Source organism: Streptomyces sp. NPDC089915 (assembly GCF_040684675.1).
Classification (GTDB): Bacteria; Actinomycetota; Actinomycetes; order Streptomycetales; family Streptomycetaceae; genus Streptomyces.
Genome location: NZ_JBFBGN010000144.1, coordinates 1 through 16,536, shown reverse-complemented (window position 1 = coordinate 16,536; position 16,536 = coordinate 1). Strand labels below are relative to the sequence as shown.

General features: G+C 72.8%; 14 protein-coding genes. 12 read left to right on the top strand and 2 right to left on the bottom strand.

Annotated features, from left to right (window positions below; genetic code table 11):
- Positions 1 to 169: 169 nt before the first annotated feature.
- Together AB0O29_RS29500 and ddaH (AB0O29_RS29495) are read right to left on the bottom strand one after the other, a co-directional pair.
- Entirely contained in the window at positions 170 to 640 is a 471-nt protein-coding gene (locus AB0O29_RS29500; RefSeq protein ID WP_365157431.1) for a LysM domain-containing protein, read from the bottom strand.
- A 195-nt stretch (positions 641 to 835) separates the two neighbouring features.
- Entirely contained in the window at positions 836 to 1,702 is an 867-nt protein-coding gene (gene ddaH / locus AB0O29_RS29495) for a dimethylargininase (protein ID WP_365157428.1), read from the bottom strand.
- Positions 1,703 to 1,900: 198 nt separating this feature from the next.
- Between ddaH (AB0O29_RS29495) and AB0O29_RS29490 the strand changes: the two genes are divergently transcribed.
- From AB0O29_RS29490 to pepN, 12 genes are all read left to right on the top strand, one after another.
- Positions 1,901 to 3,217, top strand: coding sequence for a SidA/IucD/PvdA family monooxygenase (locus AB0O29_RS29490; protein ID WP_365157425.1), 1,317 nt, complete (start codon positions 1,901 to 1,903; stop codon positions 3,215 to 3,217).
- Positions 3,218 to 3,270: 53 nt separating this feature from the next.
- Positions 3,271 to 3,639: a cupin domain-containing protein gene (locus AB0O29_RS29485; protein WP_365157422.1), complete on the top strand. Its 369-nt coding sequence runs from the start codon at positions 3,271 to 3,273 to the stop codon at positions 3,637 to 3,639.
- Positions 3,636 to 5,252: a class I tRNA ligase family protein gene (locus tag AB0O29_RS29480; RefSeq protein WP_365157419.1), complete on the top strand. Its 1,617-nt coding sequence runs from the start codon at positions 3,636 to 3,638 to the stop codon at positions 5,250 to 5,252. Before AB0O29_RS29485 ends, AB0O29_RS29480 begins: the two co-directional genes overlap by 4 nt.
- A gap of 17 nt (positions 5,253 to 5,269) precedes the next feature.
- Entirely contained in the window at positions 5,270 to 6,574 is a 1,305-nt protein-coding gene (locus tag AB0O29_RS29475; RefSeq protein ID WP_365157416.1) for an MFS transporter, read from the top strand.
- A gap of 14 nt (positions 6,575 to 6,588) precedes the next feature.
- A complete protein-coding gene (locus tag AB0O29_RS29470) occupies positions 6,589 to 7,842 on the top strand; it encodes an ATP-grasp domain-containing protein (RefSeq protein ID WP_365157413.1) in 1,254 nt (417 codons plus the stop codon).
- Entirely contained in the window at positions 7,835 to 8,641 is an 807-nt protein-coding gene (gene ddaH, locus AB0O29_RS29465; protein ID WP_365157410.1) for a dimethylargininase, read from the top strand. Before AB0O29_RS29470 ends, ddaH (AB0O29_RS29465) begins: the two co-directional genes overlap by 8 nt.
- Positions 8,638 to 8,976 carry a hypothetical protein gene (locus AB0O29_RS29460; RefSeq protein ID WP_365157407.1) on the top strand — a complete coding sequence of 113 codons (339 nt, stop codon included), beginning with the start codon at positions 8,638 to 8,640 and terminating at the stop codon, positions 8,974 to 8,976. The genes ddaH (AB0O29_RS29465) and AB0O29_RS29460 overlap by 4 nt, the downstream gene beginning before the upstream one ends.
- On the top strand, positions 8,973 to 10,763 hold the full coding sequence (locus AB0O29_RS29455; protein WP_365157404.1) for an ABC transporter substrate-binding protein: 1,791 nt from the start codon (positions 8,973 to 8,975) through the stop codon (positions 10,761 to 10,763). The genes AB0O29_RS29460 and AB0O29_RS29455 overlap by 4 nt, the downstream gene beginning before the upstream one ends.
- Positions 10,763 to 11,269: a YbaK/EbsC family protein gene (locus tag AB0O29_RS29450; protein WP_365157401.1), complete on the top strand. Its 507-nt coding sequence runs from the start codon at positions 10,763 to 10,765 to the stop codon at positions 11,267 to 11,269. The genes AB0O29_RS29455 and AB0O29_RS29450 overlap by 1 nt, the downstream gene beginning before the upstream one ends.
- An 85-nt stretch (positions 11,270 to 11,354) precedes the next feature.
- On the top strand, positions 11,355 to 12,608 hold the full coding sequence (locus tag AB0O29_RS29445) for an ATP-grasp domain-containing protein (protein ID WP_365157398.1): 1,254 nt from the start codon (positions 11,355 to 11,357) through the stop codon (positions 12,606 to 12,608).
- 70 nt (positions 12,609 to 12,678) lie between these two features.
- On the top strand, positions 12,679 to 13,815 hold the full coding sequence (locus tag AB0O29_RS29440; RefSeq protein WP_365157395.1) for an FAD-binding oxidoreductase: 1,137 nt from the start codon (positions 12,679 to 12,681) through the stop codon (positions 13,813 to 13,815).
- Between the two features lie 91 nt (positions 13,816 to 13,906).
- Complete coding sequence (gene pepN, locus AB0O29_RS29435) at positions 13,907 to 16,495, top strand: aminopeptidase N (protein ID WP_365157392.1); 2,589 nt, start codon at positions 13,907 to 13,909, stop codon at positions 16,493 to 16,495.
- Positions 16,496 to 16,536: the final 41 nt, after the last annotated feature.

Genomic DNA, 16,536 nt, shown 5'->3' with positions numbered 1-16,536 from the left:
GCCAGTTCGGCCAGTTTGGCCTGGGTGAGTCCGGAGAGATTGCGCTGATGGGCCAGCAGGACGCCGACGACCTTCCAAAGACCATCCGTACCAGCGATGGCGGCACGGTCGTCGCCGCGGTGCACGACCCGGATCCTGGAGGATCCGGGCCCCTGCCGTACGTCCGCGCTCAGCCGGGCAGCGTCAGCACCTGTCCGGGGTGGATCAGGTCGGGGTTGGCGCCGATCACGCCCCGGTTCAGGGCGTACAGCTCGCGCCAGCGGGCCTCGTTGCCGAGCTCGCGGCGGGCGATCGCGGAGAGCGAGTCCCCCGGCTTGACGGTGTACGTGCGCTTCTTGGCGGCCGGCGCCGGCTTCGGCGGCACCGGGACGGCCTTGTGCGCGGCCGCATGGCCGCTGGGCGCGGCCGGCGCCGGATGCGCCGCCGCGGGCGGCATCGGGGCCTTGGGCGGCATGGCGGCCTTCGGCGCCGCGGCCGCCATCCGCTCGGCCGCCGCCTTGGTGGCCGCCGCCGCGTCGGTGTACTTCGACCCCGTGTCGGACGGCGTGGGCGGGGCGGCGCCGCCCGGGGCGGCCGCCTGCTGCTCGGTCTGCTCCGCCTGCTTGTGCTTGTCGTGCTTCAGGAAATCGAAGAGTCCCATCTGCGTGCGCCTCCGGCGTGGTGTGGGTGTGCCCCCGGGGCGCGCGCCCGGGGGAGCCCGGGGCGGCCCCGGGTGCGGGCCTGCACCCACTGTCGGCCACGGGGAGCGCGGCGGCCCTGTGACGGGGCCATCCGGGGGACCCCACAGACCCCCGGAGCACCCGGTCACAGGGCCGGATCCGGTGCCGGGACCGGCTCAGCGGTCCCGGAGTTCCAGCGTGCAGCACTTGACGCTGCCGCCGGCCTTGAGGAGCTCGGAGAGCTCGACGCCCACCGGCTCGAACCCGCGCGCCCGCAGCTGGGCGTGCAGCCCCGTGGCGGCGGCGGGCAGGAGCACGTGGCGGCCGTCGGAGAAGGCGTTGAGCCCGAAGACGGCCGCGTCCTCGGCGCTCGCCAGGACCGCGCCCGGGAACATCGCGCGCAGGACGGCCTGGCTGCCGGGGGAGAAGGCCGCCGGGTAGTACATGACCTCGTCGTCCGAGAGCACGGCCAGCGCGGTGTCCAGGTGGTAGTAGTCCGGGTTGACCAGCGTCAGCGAGGTGACCGGCAGGCCGAGGAACTCCTGGGCCTCCAGGTGCGAGCGCGGGTCGGTGCGGAAGCCGGTGCCCGCCAGGATGCGCCGGCCCACGGTGAGGAAGTCGCCCTCCCCCTCGTTGACGAACTCGGGCCAGAGCACGTCCTTGTAGCCGCGCCCCTCCAGCCAGCGCAGGTACGCCGGCCCCTCCGCGGTGCGCTCGGCGTGCCGGAAGCGGGCCCCGTAGACGCGGCCGTCGACGACGGTCGCCCCGTTGGCCGCGAACACCATGTCCGGCAGGCCCTCGACGGGGTCGATCTCCTCCACCACGTGCCCGAGGTCCAGGTAGAGGTCGCGCAGCGCCTCCCACTGGCGGACCGCGAGCGCGTTGTCGGTGGCCAGCTGCGGGTTCATCCACGGGTTGATCGAGTACGTGACGTCGTAGTGCCGGGGTCGGCACATCAGCAGGCGGCGGCGGGTGGCCACCCGGGCGGGAGCGGCCGGCCGGTAGTACGCGCCGGCGGGCGTGATGGTGTCGGTGATCGGCACGAGCACTCCTTCTCATGGGTGTGAGGGAGCCCATCGAAATCGGGCCGCACGTTGACCGGAAGTGCCCTGGAGGACCGGTCAATCAACGCTCCGGACCCCGTCTCGGCGGAGTTGATTGTCCGTGCGGCCCACGGCTTCCGGGCAATCGCGGCACGGCGTGGAATCCGGTTATCGCTCCCCCACCCGGAGGTAACTTCCATGGCACACCGCAAGGTCGAACTGCTCGCGGTCGGCGCAGGACCGGCGAACCTGGCCCTGGCCGTAGCGATCGAGGAGCTCGCCCCCGAGCTGGCCGGCGACACCCTGCTGATCGAGCGCGACGAGGACGTCGTCTGGCAGCGCGGCATGCTGCTTCCCGACGCGCTCAGCCAGGTGTCCTTCCTCAAGGACCTGGTGACCCTGCGCAATCCGCAGAGCCGCTTCTCCTTCGTCAACTTCCTGCACGCCAACGACCGTCTCGACGCCTTCGTCAACCTGGGCAGCTGGGTCCCGTACCGCAGCGAGATCTCCGAGTACCTCCAGTGGGTCGCGGACGAACTCACAACGGTCCGCGTCGAGTACGGCCGCGAGTGCGTCTCCGTCACCGCGCTGAGCGCGGAGGACGGCGAGATCACCGGCTGGATGGTCACCCTGGCGAACGGCGACACCGTCGAGTGCCGCTACCTGGTGGTCGGCGCGGGCCGCGACGCCCACGTCCCCGAGGTCTTCGCCGGCCTGCCCGCCGAACGGGTCATCCACAGCACGCAGTACACCCAGCGCATCCGCGAGGTGAACGCCTCGCTCCCGCACCGGGTCGCCGTCATCGGCGGCGCGCAGAGCGCGGCCGAGCTGTTCGGCCAGGCCCTGCGGGACCTGCCCGAGTGCCGCCCGACGCTGATCATGCGCTCCATCGGCCTCAACGGCTACGAGAGCAGCAAGTTCACCAACGAGCTGTACTACTCGTCCTTCATCGACGAGTTCTACGACTCGGCCCCCGAGGCCCGCCGGCAGCTGCTGAACGAGATGTACCGCTCCAACTACGGCGGTCTGGCCCCGGCCACCCTGGACGCCCTCTACCGGCAGTTCTACCAGGACCGCCGCACCGGCGGCGGCCGGCTGGGCATGCAGCCGATGACCGACGTGCGCGGCGCGCGCATGGACGGCGACGAGGTCGTCCTGACCCTCGCCGACCGCAAGACCGGCGCCGAGCGCGAGATGCGCACCGACCTGGTCCTCCTCGGCACCGGCTTCGTCCGGGACATGCCGCGCGCGGTCCGCGCCCTGGGCGACTCGATCGGCCTGGAGCGGATCGAGGTCAGCCGCCACTACCGGCTGGACCTGGGCCGCCCGGCGAGCGCCGCCTGCTACCTCCAGGGCGTCAACGAGGCCACGCACGGCATCGCCGACTCGCTGCTCAGCGTCCTCGCCGGCCGCTCCGCCGAGATCACGCTCGACATCCTCGCGCACCGCTCCACCACCCCGGTGGCCATCCCGGCCCAGGCCCGCGAGCTCAGCCTCGCCGGCGCCGCCGCCTGACGGCCGCGCCCGGACCCGTACGAGCCCCGCCACCCCACGAGAGAGACCACCCGATGCTCATCAAGCACCTGGACCGCCCCGGTCTGGTCCACGAGAACGGACTGGACGCCCAGCGGCTGCTGCCCTGGCCCGAACTGAACGCCCCCTTCGAGGGCTCGTGGTGCGTGATCGCACCCGGCACCGCCTCGACCCCGCACGCGCACCACGAGTACGAGATCTTCATCGCCGTCTCCGGCTCCGCGTTCCTGGAGTCCGAGGGCACCCGCGTGCCCTTCGAGAAGGGGGACGTCGTCCACTTCACCCCGGGCACGGGGCACCGGGTGGTCAACGAGTCCGGCGAGGACTTCGAGATGTACAGCGTCTGGTGGGACCTGGAGATGTCCGAGCGCTTCTCGGCCCGTCACCCGGAGGGGTCCGAGTGAGCCGCCGTACGGTCATCATCGCGCCCCCGCCGACCCCCAACGGGGACCTGCACACCGGGCACCTGGCGGGCCCCTTCCTGGCCGGCGACGTGTACGCCCGCTACCTGCGCGCCTCGGGCCGCCCGGTGACCTACACCAGCGGCACCGACGACAGCCAGACCTACGTGGTCGCCAGCGCCCTGCGGGCCGGGCTGGAGCCGCAGGAGCTCGCCGACCGCTCCGCCGCGCAGATCACCGCCACGCTGGAGGCCGCGGGGGTATCCGTGGACGGCTTCGCCCCGTTCGACCAGGGCTACCGCACGACCGTCCTCGACTTCGTCACCGACCTGCACGCCGCGGGGGCGTTCCGGCTGAAGACGGTCCGCTTCCCGTACGTGGAGGCCACCGGCGAGTTCCTCGTCGAGGGCCTGGTCGCGGGCGACTGCCCGGTCTGCCTGCTGGAGAGCCGGGGCGGCCTGTGCGAGTCCTGCGGCCACCCGAACAACTTCGACGAGCTGCTGAACCCGCGCTCCACCACCGACCCGGACGCCGTGGTCACCCACCGCGAGGCGCGGATCCTCGTCCTGCCCATGGAGGAGTACCGCGACCGGCTCACCGCCTACTACGCCGCGCACCGGGACGTCACGCGCCCGCACACCGAGCAGCTCGTCCGGGAGGCGCTGGCCCGGCCGCTGCCCGACTTCCCGATCACCTACCCCCTCTCCTGGGGCATCGCGGCGCCCTTCGCCGAGACGCCGGGGCAGGTCCTCAACGCGTGGGCCGAGGGCATGGCCGCGTCGATGTACTGCACCTGGTGGGCCGCCGCGCAGCAGGGCGACCGCACCGACGCCCTCGACGAGCACTGGCTCGCCGAGAACGACATCGAGCTCGTCTACTTCCTCGGATTCGACAACGTCTACTTCTGGGGAATGACGCACCTGGCCCTGCTGATGGCGCACGGCGGCCGGTACGTCGAACCGCACGCGATCGTCTCGAACGAGTTCTACGAGCTGGAGAACCAGAAGTTCTCCACCAGCAAGGGCCACGTGGTGTGGGCCGCCGACCTGGTGGCCGAGGTCCCCCGCGACCTGGTCCGCTTCTACCTGGCCCTGACGGCGCCCGAGCACTCCCGGACGAACTTCAGCCGCGCGGCCCTCGACGCCCTGTCCTCCTCCCGCCTGGTCGAGCCGTGGAACCGGCTCGCGGGCCGGGTGGCGGAGCTGCTCGACGGGGTGGCCGACGGTACGCCGCTGCCGGTGTCCGCCACCGGCGCCGAGCACGCCGGGACGGTCGTCGACCGCTTCCGCGCCCACTACGAGCTGGAGAGCTTCAGCCTGCACCGGGCGGCCGACCTGGTCGTCGTGTACCTGGACCGGCTGGTCAAGCAGGCCGGGCGCACCACGGCGGGCGACCTGCCGGCCGTCGGCGACCTGCTGCTGTCCGTCCGCGCGCTGCTCGCCTGCGCCGCCCCGCTGCTCGTCGACCTGGCGGAGCGCGCCGGGGCGGCGGGCATGGAGCTGAGCCTGCCGGGCCGCTTCACCCCGGCCACCCCCGTCGCGGCCCTGCGACTGCCCACCCTGTCCACCGCCGTGGGGGCCGCCGCCCCCGCCGAGCCGGTCGACGTCCGAGTCTGACCCCCCGAGGAGCCCCCGTGTCCACGACCGCCCCGCCGAAGGCCAACAAGGCCGAACGGCTGCTCGTCCCCGCGACGTTCATCACCAACCTCGGCAACGGCATCCAGCTGACGGCCGCCTCCTACCTGGTCTTCACCGCCCAGAACACGATGCTCGCGGTCAGCTGGCTGATGATCGCCGTGACCATCCCGCAGGTCGCGCTGTCCGTGTACTTCGGCAAGCTCGTCGACCGCTTCGACCGCCGCACCCTCGCGGTGATCTCCGACCTGGTCAGCGGTGTGGCGGCGATCGGCCTGCCGCTGTGGCTGGCGCTGGGCGGCGAGCCGTCCACGGTCAGCTACGTCGCCAGCTTCGTGCTGTCGATCTCCGCGGCCCTGTTCTTCCCGGCCAGCAACGCCCTGATCAAGGAGCGCATCCCGGAGGACCGCCTGGCCAGGTTCAACGGCAACTCCGAGGTGGCCATCCAGGCCGGCTCGCTGGCCTCGGCCGCGCTCGGCGGCTGGGTCATCGTCTGGACGGGCGTGGACGCGCTCTTCTACTTCAACTCCGCGACCTTCTTCCTCTCCGCGCTGATGCTGTTCGCGATCGGCCGCCGCCCGGCGGGCTCCGCGGCCGCCGCCGCCACCGCCGCGAAGGCCGCCGCCGGCACCGCGAAGGCCTCCGGGCCCCGCCCGCCGCTGGCCCGTCTCGCCCTGCTCTACGCCATCGGCAACATCGTCATCATCACCGGCAACAGCATCATGCTGGTCCTGGTCCTCGACGCCTTCCACAGCAACACCGGCTACCTGGGCGTGGTCGACGCCCTGTTCGGCATCGGCGCCCTGGCCGCCCCGTGGACCTTCGGGAAGCTCAGCGCCAGGTCGGGGCTCGTGAAGACGGCCCTCATCGGCTACCTCGTCTGGGCCGTCATCCTGGTCACGGAGTCGCTGCACCTGTACGCGATGATGGCGGCCATCCCGTTCGCCGGCATCACCTTCTGCGTGGCCCGCATCGCCGCCCGCACCGCCCTGATGAAGGCCGCCCCCGAGGAGCGCACCGGCTTCGTCTTCGGCGCCACCAACGCCTTCGGCCTCGCGGCCGGCACCGCCGCCGTGACGGGGATCTCGCTGCTGGTCGACGCCACCAAGGTGCAGTACGGCTTCTACGCCCTCTCCGCCCTGGTCGTGGTCGTCGCGACCGCCACCGTCCTCGCCCTGCCGAAGTCCCTCCTCGCGGCCCCCGCCGCCGGGGCCGGGCCCGAGGCCGTGACCCCGGCCCCCGCCGCCGAGACCGCCGACGACGCCGAAGCCGAGGTCCTCGTGGCCGCCGCGGCCAAGGCCTGAGAGGGGTGACCGGGATGAAGCTGCTCGCCCTGGAAGCCAGCCAGAACGCCACCTACTACGTATCGCGCTACCGGCAGGTCGAGGAGCTCGGCGCCGAGCTGTACGTGCTCAACGGCCTGGGCACCGAGGACTTCTGGGAGTCCTCCCGCTACCGGATCGCCGGGTCCCAGCAGATCGAGGACATCATCACGGCGGCCAAGGAGTGGCACGCCGAGGAGGGGTTCGAGGGGGTCCTGACCTTCTCCGAGTCGGGCGTGGTCGCCGTCGCGGCCGTCGCCGAGGCGCTGGGCCTGCCCGGCATCGGGGTGGAGGCCGCCCGCACCAGCCGCAACAAGTACCTGATGCGCCAGGCCCATGAGCGCGGCGGCGCCGCGCACCCCGCCTTCCGCTTCGCGGCGGATGCCGAGACGGCCGTCGCCGCCGGCGCCGAGCTCGGCTACCCGCTGATCCTCAAGCCGACCCTGGGCGCCGCGAGCAACTTCGTCTTCAAGGTCGACGACCCCGAGGAGATGCGCGTCCGGTTCGCCGACGTGATGACCGGCATCGAGACGATGACCTGGGCCCTGATGGAGGCCGGCGGCCTGGACCTGGGCCCGAACGGGGTCATCATCGAGGGCTACCTCGACGGCCACGAGCACCTCATCGAGGCCGTGGCCTGGGACGACGAGGTCTACCTGGGCTCCATCGTCGACCGGATCACCGTCGAGAGCGGCACCTTCGACGACGACGTGCACCACGCGCCGACCTCCCTGACCCCCGAACAGGTCGCCGAGGTCCACCGGGTGGTCAGGACGGCCGCCCACGCGCAGGGCCTGCGCCGGGCCGTGCTGCACGCCGAGATCCGCTTCCACCAGGGGCGCCCCTTCGTCCTGGAGATCGCCGTCCGCCCCGGCGGCGGCGGCCTGGACCACATGGCGCGGATCAGCGCCGGCCACGACCCCATCCGCTGTGTGGCGGACGTCGCGCGCGGCGCCCGCCCGGAGGTCTCCGCGTACTCCCCGACGGAGGTGCACACGGCCGCGATGTGCCTGATCAGCGGCTCCGGGACGGTGGCCTCGGTCGAGGTGCCGGAGGGGGCCGCGGAGGACCCCTCGGTCTTCTTCCTCAAGATCACGGCCACCCCCGGCACGGTCATCAAGCGCCCGCCGGCCGGCAACAACATCCTCGGCTTCCTCGGCGCCCGCGGCGCCTCGCTGGAGGAGGCCCTGAGCACCGCCCACGTGATGGCCAGCCGCATCCGCACCGAGATGAGGCCGGAGCATGCGTGAGGCGACCCGGCGGCACTACCTGATGTGCCCGCCCGCCCACTTCGACGTCCGCTACGCCATCAACCCGTGGATGCGGCCGGACAAGCCGGTCGACACCGGGCTGGCGATGGCGCAGTGGGAGCGGATCCGGGACCTGTACCTGGAGCTGGGCCACGAGGTCGACCTGATCGACCCGGTGGAGGGCCTGCCGGACATGGTGTTCGCGGCCAACGGGGCCACCGTGGTCGACGGCAGGGTGCTGGTGGCCCGCTTCCGCCACGAGGAGCGGGCCGCGGAGGCCGAGGCGTACCGGGCCTGGTTCGCCGGGCGCGGCTACCCCGAGGTCCACGTCCCGGAGTACGTCAACGAGGGCGAGGGCGACTTCGCCCCGGCGGGACGGCGCATCCTGGCCGGCACCGGCTTCCGCAGCGATCCCGCCGCGCACGAGGGGCTGGAGGCCTTCTTCGGGCTGCACGTGGTCGTCCTGACCCTGGTCGACCCGCGGTTCTACCACCTGGACACGGCCCTGTGCGTCCTGGACGACGACACGGTCATGTACTACCCGGCCGCGTTCTCCACGGAGAGCCTGGCGGTGCTGCGGGCCCTGTACCCGGAGGCGGTCGTCGCCTCCCGCGAGGACGCCGAGGCCTTCGGGCTGAACGCGGTCAGCGACGGGCGCAACGTGGTGCTGCCGGAGACGGCCACCGGGCTGATCGAGGAGCTGCGCGAGCGGGGCTTCGTCCCGCACGGGGTGGACACCTCGGAGCTGCTGAAGGCCGGCGGATCGGTGAAGTGCTGCACGCTGGAGATCCGCCGGTGAGCATCGACTACGACGGCCGCAGCTTCCGCAACACCGGCTACCCGCCCGGCGAGGACGCCCCCGTCGGCCACTACCGCCACGAAGGCGACCTGCTGTGGGCCCACTTCGACGGCGGCCCGGTCCGCACGGGCTCGCTCAGCGGCCTCGTCGGCACCGGCGGAAAGCTCGAATTCACCTACACGATGGTGCTCGAAGACGGCGAGGTGGTGGCCGGCCGGTGCTGGAGCACCCCCGAGATCCTCGCCGACGGACGCATCCGGCTGAGCGAGCGCTGGGAGCGCTACGGCGCCCGCGCGAGCAGCGGCGAGTCCGCCCTGGAAGAGGTACTGACATGACGACGACGACCCGGCCCGCCCCGCGTCGCGGGGGGAGCGTGACCTGGGCCTGCACCAGCGGGTTCAGCCCGGTGTTCATCTTCCCGTTCACCCCCGGCGACTACTACGGGGTCGCCAACCTGCACGAGTTCCAGACGCTGATGTACCGGCCGCTGTACTGGTACGGCAGCGGCGGCAAGCCCACCGTCGACTACGCGCGCAGCCTCGCCGAGCCGCCGGTGTGGGACGCCGACGGGCGGACGGCGACGATCACCATCAAGCCGTACAAGTGGTCGAACGGCGAGACGGTCGACGCCGACGGCGTGATGCTGTGGATGCACCTGCTGGAGGCGGAGAAGGAACGGTTCGGCGGCTACACCCCGGGCTTCTTCCCCGACAACCTCGTCTCCTACGGGAAGGTCGCCGAGGACAAGGTCAGCTTCACCTTCGACGACGCGTACGCGCACGACTGGGTGCTGATGAACCAGTTCAGCACCATCACCCCGCTGCCGAAGGCCTGGGACCGCACCGCCGACGACGAGCCGGCCGACGCCACCCACGACCCGGCGCAGGCCTCCGCCGTCTACGCCTACCTGCGCGCCCGCAACGACGAGCGCGCGGGCTGGGACACCAGTCCGGTGTGGGGCGTGGTCAACGGCCCCTGGAGGCTGGACCGCTACACCATCGACGGGGTCACCGGCGAGTGCGTGCTCGTCCCAAACGAGCACTACTCGGGGGCCGACAAGCCCTACCTGGACGAGTTCCGGCTGATCCCGACCGACTCGGACGGCGACCAGTACGCGCGGCTCCTGAAGGGCCCGGACGCCCCGGACGGCGTGCAGATCGGCTTCCTGCCCTTCGACGAGATCACCGAGCCGGCCGAGGACCCGATGACCGGCGGGCCCAACCCGCTGGGCGAGCACTACGACCTGCTGCCCCAACTCACATACAAGATCCACTACTTCCCGATCAACTTCAACAACCCGACCGTCAAGGGCCGGATCTTCAAGGAGCTCTACTTCCGCCAGGCCCTCCAGTCCTGCCTGGACTCGAACGGCGCCATCCGCGACGTCTACAAGGGCTACGGCTACCCGACCACCGGCCCCGTCCCGTCCCTCCCGGACAGCCCCCTGCTCTCCCCCGCCCGCCGCCACGACCCCTACCCCTTCGACGTGGACCGGGCCCGCGCCCTGCTGGAGGCCAACGGCTGGGACACCTCCACCACCCCGGCGCTCTGCGTCCGCGAGGGCACCGGTCCCGGCGAGGCCGGGGAGGGCATCCCCGCCGGCACCCCGCTGCGGTTCTCGATGCGCTACGCCCAGGGCCACGAGACCCTCACCGAGGTCATGCGCAAGTTCGCCGCCGACGCGGCGCGGGCCGGCATCGAGATCGAGCTGACCGAGGTCGAGGCGAGCGTCCTGGTCCTGGAGGACACCACCTGCACCCCGGGCCCCGACAGCCCCTGCCTGTGGGAGTTCAGCGACTGGAACGGCGGCTGGGGCTACGGCCCGGGCTTCCACCCGACCGGCGAGGCCCTGTACTCGACCGGATCCTCCGTCAACTTCGGCAGCTACAGCGACCCGGAGGCCGACGCCCTGATCGCCCGGACCGTCAAGAGCGACGACCTGGCCGACCTGCACGCCTACCAGGACTACATCGCCGAGCAGGTCCCGGTGATCTGGATGCCGAACTTCCCGTTCCGGCTGCTGGAGGTCGCCAAGGACCTCCGGGGCGTGGCCCCGGTCAACCCCTTCGGGCTCATCAGCCCCGAGGACTGGTACTACGCGGAAGCGGAACAGGAGCTGTGATGTACGGGAAGCTGCTCGACCTCCTCGACTCCCACCAGGCCCGCTACCGGCTGATCGACCACCCCGCCGAGGGCCGCACGGACCTCGCGAGCCTGCTGCGCGGCCACCGGCTCGAAGAGGCCGCCAAGTGCATGGTCGTCCGGGTGAGCATCACCAAGCGCACCGGCATGTACGTCCTGGCCGTGGTGCCCGGCGACCGCCAGGTCGACATGGACGCCCTGGCCGACCTGGTCGGCGGCTGCGGCAGGACCGCCTTCGCCACCCGGGAGATCGCCGAACGCCTCGCCGGCAGCGTCAGCGGCACGGTGATGCCGTTCAGCTTCCACCCCGACCTCCACCTGATCGTCGACGAGCGGCTGCTCGACCAGGAGGAGATCTACTTCAACGCCGCCCGCCTGGACCGCTCCGTGGGCCTGGCCACCGCCGACTACCTGCGCATCGCCGCACCGCGCGTCGCGGCGATCTCGACGGCCGCGGACCGGGTCCTCGCCACCGCGGCGGGCTGAGGCGGGGGACGGCACACCGGTGGACGCGCACACGACCCGACGCACCGACGCACACGAACGCACGACGAAGGAAGAGGTGAAGGACATGACGGACATGAAGGACGACGCGGTGGTGATCCTGGTCGGCAGCGGAGGCCGCCCCTACCGCGAGTACCTGCTCGCGGGCGCGGCCCGCCGCCACCCGGTCTGGATCCTGGACGCGGTGGACCCGACCTGGCAGGAGCCCTACGTACGGGGGTCCACCACGGTCCCCCTGCTGGACGCCGAACGCCTGGTCCCCGACCAGGAGGCGCTGGCCGCCGCCGCCGAGGAGGTGGCCCGCACCCACCGCGTGGCGGGCGTGTTCAGCTACGACGAGACCCTCGTCGTGGCCACCGCCCACATCGCCGAGCGGCTCGGCCTGCCCGGCCTGACCGTGGCCGGCGTGGAGAACTGCCGCAACAAGCACAACACCCGGCAGGTGCTCACCGCCGCCGGACTGCCCCAGCCCCGGTTCGCCTACGTCACCGAGGCCGACGAGGCCCTCGTCACCGCCGACTCCTTCGGCTACCCGGTCGTCCTCAAGCCGCGCGGCATGGGCGCCAGCATCGGCGTCATCCGCGTCGACGGCCCGGACGAGGTGCTCACCGCCTTCGACGTCGCGGACTCCGCAAGCCGCGGCGGCTCCCTCTCCTACGAGGGCGGGGTGCTCGTCGAGGAGTGCGTGACCGGGCCCGAGATCAGCATCGACGGGGTCAACTTCGACGGCGGCTACACCCCGCTGTTCCTCGCCCACAAGGAACTCGGCCCCGCCCCCTACTTCGAGGAGACGGGCCACACCCTCGACGCCGCCGACCCGCTGCTGGCCGACGAGGAGCTCCTGCACGTCCTGCGCACCGCCCACCGCGAGCTCGGGATCGCGTACGGCATCACCCACACCGAGGTGAAGCTGACCGCCCGCGGCCCGGTGATCATCGAGGTCAACGCCCGGCTGGGCGGCGACCTCATCCCCTACCTCGGCAAGCTCGCCACCGGCGTCGACCCGGCCGCGCTGGCCGTGGACGCGGCGACGGGCGTACGCCCCGAGTGGACCCCGGACCACCACCGGACCGTGGGCATCCGCTTCCTCTACCCGCACGCCAACGGCACCGTCCGCTCGGTCGACGTCCCCGCCCCCGGGGACAGCCCCGGCCTGCTGGAGGCCGTCCCCATGGTGGAGCCCGGCACCACGCTGCTGCTCCCGCCGGAGGGCTACCTCGCCCGCTACGCCTACGTGATCTGCGCGGCCGAGGACCCCGACGGCGTCGCGGAGGCCCTCGACAAGGCGGCCGCCCTCACCACGCTCGTCCTCGACAGCTGACCGGCGGCCCCCACCGGCCCCGGGCCCCCAGCACCGACAAGACCCGCCGACAAAGAAAGCGAGGTGTGCGATGAGGGTGACAGTGGTGGGCGGCGGCGTGATCGCCCTGCTCACGGCCGTCGAGTGCGTACTCGGCGGACACCAGGTCACGGTCGTGGACCAGGGACCCATCCCCTTCAGCCGGGCCACCTCCTTCGACCAGCACCGGATCCTGCGGGCCCTGCACCCCGCCGACCCGCCGGCCACGGCCGCCGCACTGCGCGCGCACCGCCGCTGGCTCGAACTGGAGGAACTCCTCTCGACCCGCTTCTACGAGCGCGTCGGCGCCCTCACCGTCCTGCCCCCCGAGGCGGCCGCCGCCGGAGCACTGCTCCTCGGCAGCGCCGGGGGCGACGCCCGGGAACTGACCCCGGCCTCCCTCGCCGACCGCTACCCGCACCTCTACCTGGACGGCGCCCTCGGCGGCGTCCTGGAGGACCAGGCGGGCGTGCTGCTCGCCGACCGGGTGCTGAACGCCTGCGTCGCCTGGCTCAAGTGGCAGCCCGGCATCGAGCTGATCGAGCACCGGGCCGCGACCCGGGTGCACGGCGACGGCGCCGCCGTCCGGCTGGCCGACGGGCGGGTACTGCGCGGCGACGCGGTCCTGGTCGCGGTGGGCCCCTGGTCCCGCGGGCTGCTGCCGCCCGGGATCGCCGAACGGCTGGTCCTGTTCCGGCAGTCCCTGCTGTACTGCCGGGTGCCACGGCGGCAGGCGGCCGCCTGGGCGGCCACCCCGGCCGTACCCTCCCTCGGCACCCGGCGCGGGGCCTGGCTGATCCCGCCGGTCGCGGGAACGGCCCTCAAGATCACCTCGGCCTCGGTCTGCCGCACGGTGGACGAGATCACCGACTACGGCACCGAGGACGTCTTCCGGCGGCAGCTGGAGGCCGAGTTCGCGGACCTGATCCCCGGCATCGGACCCGCCTGGATCACGGACGCCAAGGACGCCTACTACATGTCCTTCGCCGACACCGGCGGCCCGCTGCTGGTGGCCCTCGGCGGCACCGGCTACGCGTACGCGGCCTGCGGCGGGACCTCCTTCAAGTTCGCCCCGCTCATCGCCCGGGCCCTGTCCGAGCGGCTGACCGGCGCCGACCCCGCGCCGATCGGGATCGCCGCCCTGGACCACCCGCTGGACGCCGCCGCGCCCGTCCCGGCCGCCGTCTGACCCTCCGTCCCGTCCCGCCCCGCCCGTCCCTTCCCGTCCCCTGCCTTCCCGTCCCCTGCCTTCCCGTCCCACCGAGACAAGGAGCACCACCATGAGCGGCTCGAACCTGACCCACGAGGAAGCGGCCGCCCGGAGCGCCCTGCTCTCGGTCACCTCGTACGAGATCGGCCTCGACCTCACCCGGGGCCCGGACACGTTCCGTTCGACCACCCTGATCCGCTTCACCGCGGACCCCGCCGGACCCGCGTCCACCTTCGCCGAGCTGCTGGCCGAACGGGTCCACGAGATCACCCTCAACGGGCGCGCCCTCGACCCCGACGCCGTCCACCGCGACGAGCGGATCCACCTGGACGGACTGGCCGCCCACAACGAGCTGCGCGTGGTCGCCGACTGCGCCTACTCCAATACCGGCGCGGGCCTCCACCGCTCGGTGGACCCGGTGGACGGGAAGGTCTACCTGTTCACCCACTTCGAGGTGCAGGAGGCCCGCCGGGTCTTCACCACCTTCGAACAGCCCGACCTGAAGGCCCCGTTCACCTTCACCGTGACCGCCCCCGACTCCTGGACGGTCCTCTCCGCCTCGCCCACCCCCGAGCCCGAACCCGCCCCCGACGGCGCCGCCGTCTGGCGGTTCGCCCCGACGCCCCCGCTGCCCACCTACCTGACCTCGATCGTCGCCGGCGAGTACCACCTGGTCTGCGACCACTACACGGCCAAGTCCGGCCAGGAGGTCCCGCTGCGGCTCGCCGCCCGCGCCTCCGTCGCCCCGGACCTGGACCCGGAGGAACTCTTCGAGACCACCAAGCGCGGCCTCGACTACTACCTGGAGGTCTTCGGCACCGACTTCCCCTTCGCCAAGTACGACCAGGTCTTCGTGCCCGAGTACAACCTCAGCGGCATGGAGAACGCGGCCACCGTCATCCTCCGCGAGAACTTCGTCTTCCGCTCGCAGGTCACCGACGCCGTCCGCCACCGCAGGGCCGCGACGATCCTCCACGAACTGGCCCACATGTGGTTCGGCGACCTGGTCACCATGCGCTGGTGGGACGACATCTGGCTGAAGGAGACCTTCGCGACCTACATGTCGGTCCGCGCCCAGGTCGCCACGACCCGCTGGCACGACTCCTGGACCGGCTTCGCCAACGCCGACAAGGCCAACGCCTACCGGCAGGACCAGCTGCCCTCCACCCACCCCGTCGCCGGCCCGGCCGCCGACATCGAACAGGCACTGGAGAACTTCGACCAGATCACCTACTACAAGGGCGCCTCGGCCATCAAACAGCTGGTCACCCTGGTCGGCGACGAGGAGTTCCTCGCCGGGATGCGGATCTACTTCGCCCGCCACGCCTGGGGCAACAGCACCCTCGCCGACCTCCTCGCCGCCCTGGAGGAGGCCTCCGGCCGCGACCTGGGCGGCTGGGCGCGCGAGTGGCTCGGACGGGCCGGGGTGAACACCCTGCGCCCCGACTTCACCGTGGACGGGGAGGGCCGCTTCACCTCCTTCTCCATCCTCCAGGAGGCCCCCTCGGACCACCCCCACCTGCGCTCGCACCGGCTGGCGGTGGGCCTGTACTCCCGGCGGGACGGCGCACTGCGGCGGACCGGCCAGGTCCGGGTGGACGTCGCCGGCGCCCGGACCGAGGTGCCCGCCCTGATCGGCACCGCCCGCCCCGACGTGGTCCTGCTCAACGACGAGGACCTCACCTACGCCCTGATCCGGCTCGACCCGCACTCCCTGGACGGCCTCCTCGACAGCCCCGACGGCATCGGCGCCTTCGGCGACGGGCTGCCCCGCGCCCTGGCCTGGGCCGCGGCCTGGGACATGGTCCGGGCCGGGGAACTGGCCGCCGGGGCCTACGTCCACCTCGTGCTGGCCGGCATCGGCGCCGAGACCGACTCCGAGGTCGTCCAGACCCTGCACGCCACCCTGCTGACCTGCCTCGACCAGTACGCCTCCGCGCAGTCCCGCCGGCGGCTGCGGGCGGACGTGGCCGAGGCGGCCCGGCAGCGGCTGACCAGCCCGGCGCCCGGCGGGGACGGCCGGCTCGCCTGGGCCCTGCTCCTCGCCCGGGTCGCGAGCACCCCCGCCGACCTGCGCCTGATCGCCGGACTGCGGGACGGCACCGTGCAGATCGAGGGCCTGGACGTCGACGTGGAACTGCGCTGGGCCCTGCTCGCCGCCCTCGTCCGGAACGACCAGGCCGGCCCGGCCGAGATCGAGGCCGAGCGGCTGCGCGACGGCACCACGGCCGGCGCCGAGAACGCCGCCGGGGCCCTGGCCGCGCGGCCCGACGCGGACGCCAAGGCCGAGGCCTGGGAGGCGGCCCTGCGCGAGGACGTCGGCAACGGCACCCGGCGCGCCCTGGTCGGCGGGATCCACAGCCCCATCGGCCTCGGCCTGGCCCAGGGCTGCCAGCGGGAGCTGCTGCGCCCTTACGCGGAGCGGTACTTCGCGGAGATCGGCGCGATATGGGCCGAGCGCTCGCCGGAGGTGGCCCGCACCCTGGTGACCGGCCTCTACCCGAGGCTCCTCGTCGAACGGGAGACGGTGGAGCGCACCGACGCCTACCTGGCCGAGGCCGCGCCCCCGCCGGCCCTGCGGCGCCTGCTCGTCGAGGCCCGCGACGAACTGGGCCGCGCGCTGCGCGCCCAGGGGGTGGACGCGGCAGCGCGCGGCTGAGACCCCCCGGGGGAAGGTGTGGGACTGGACGACGGTGGCCG

What these genes read in the sequence shown, in the direction of transcription:
- AB0O29_RS29500 (WP_365157431.1), bottom strand. Translation starts at nt 640, where the DNA reads ATGGGACTCTTCGATTTCCTGAAGCACGACAAGCACAAGCAGGCGGAG.
- AB0O29_RS29490 (WP_365157425.1), top strand. Translation starts at nt 1,901, where the DNA reads ATGGCACACCGCAAGGTCGAACTGCTCGCGGTCGGCGCAGGACCGGCG.
- AB0O29_RS29485 (WP_365157422.1), top strand. Translation starts at nt 3,271, where the DNA reads ATGCTCATCAAGCACCTGGACCGCCCCGGTCTGGTCCACGAGAACGGA.
- AB0O29_RS29470 (WP_365157413.1), top strand. Translation starts at nt 6,589, where the DNA reads ATGAAGCTGCTCGCCCTGGAAGCCAGCCAGAACGCCACCTACTACGTA.
- ddaH (WP_365157410.1), top strand. Translation starts at nt 7,835, where the DNA reads ATGCGTGAGGCGACCCGGCGGCACTACCTGATGTGCCCGCCCGCCCAC.
- AB0O29_RS29455 (WP_365157404.1), top strand. Translation starts at nt 8,973, where the DNA reads ATGACGACGACGACCCGGCCCGCCCCGCGTCGCGGGGGGAGCGTGACC.
- AB0O29_RS29450 (WP_365157401.1), top strand. Translation starts at nt 10,763, where the DNA reads ATGTACGGGAAGCTGCTCGACCTCCTCGACTCCCACCAGGCCCGCTAC.
- AB0O29_RS29445 (WP_365157398.1), top strand. Translation starts at nt 11,355, where the DNA reads ATGACGGACATGAAGGACGACGCGGTGGTGATCCTGGTCGGCAGCGGA.
- AB0O29_RS29440 (WP_365157395.1), top strand. Translation starts at nt 12,679, where the DNA reads ATGAGGGTGACAGTGGTGGGCGGCGGCGTGATCGCCCTGCTCACGGCC.
- pepN (WP_365157392.1), top strand. Translation starts at nt 13,907, where the DNA reads ATGAGCGGCTCGAACCTGACCCACGAGGAAGCGGCCGCCCGGAGCGCC.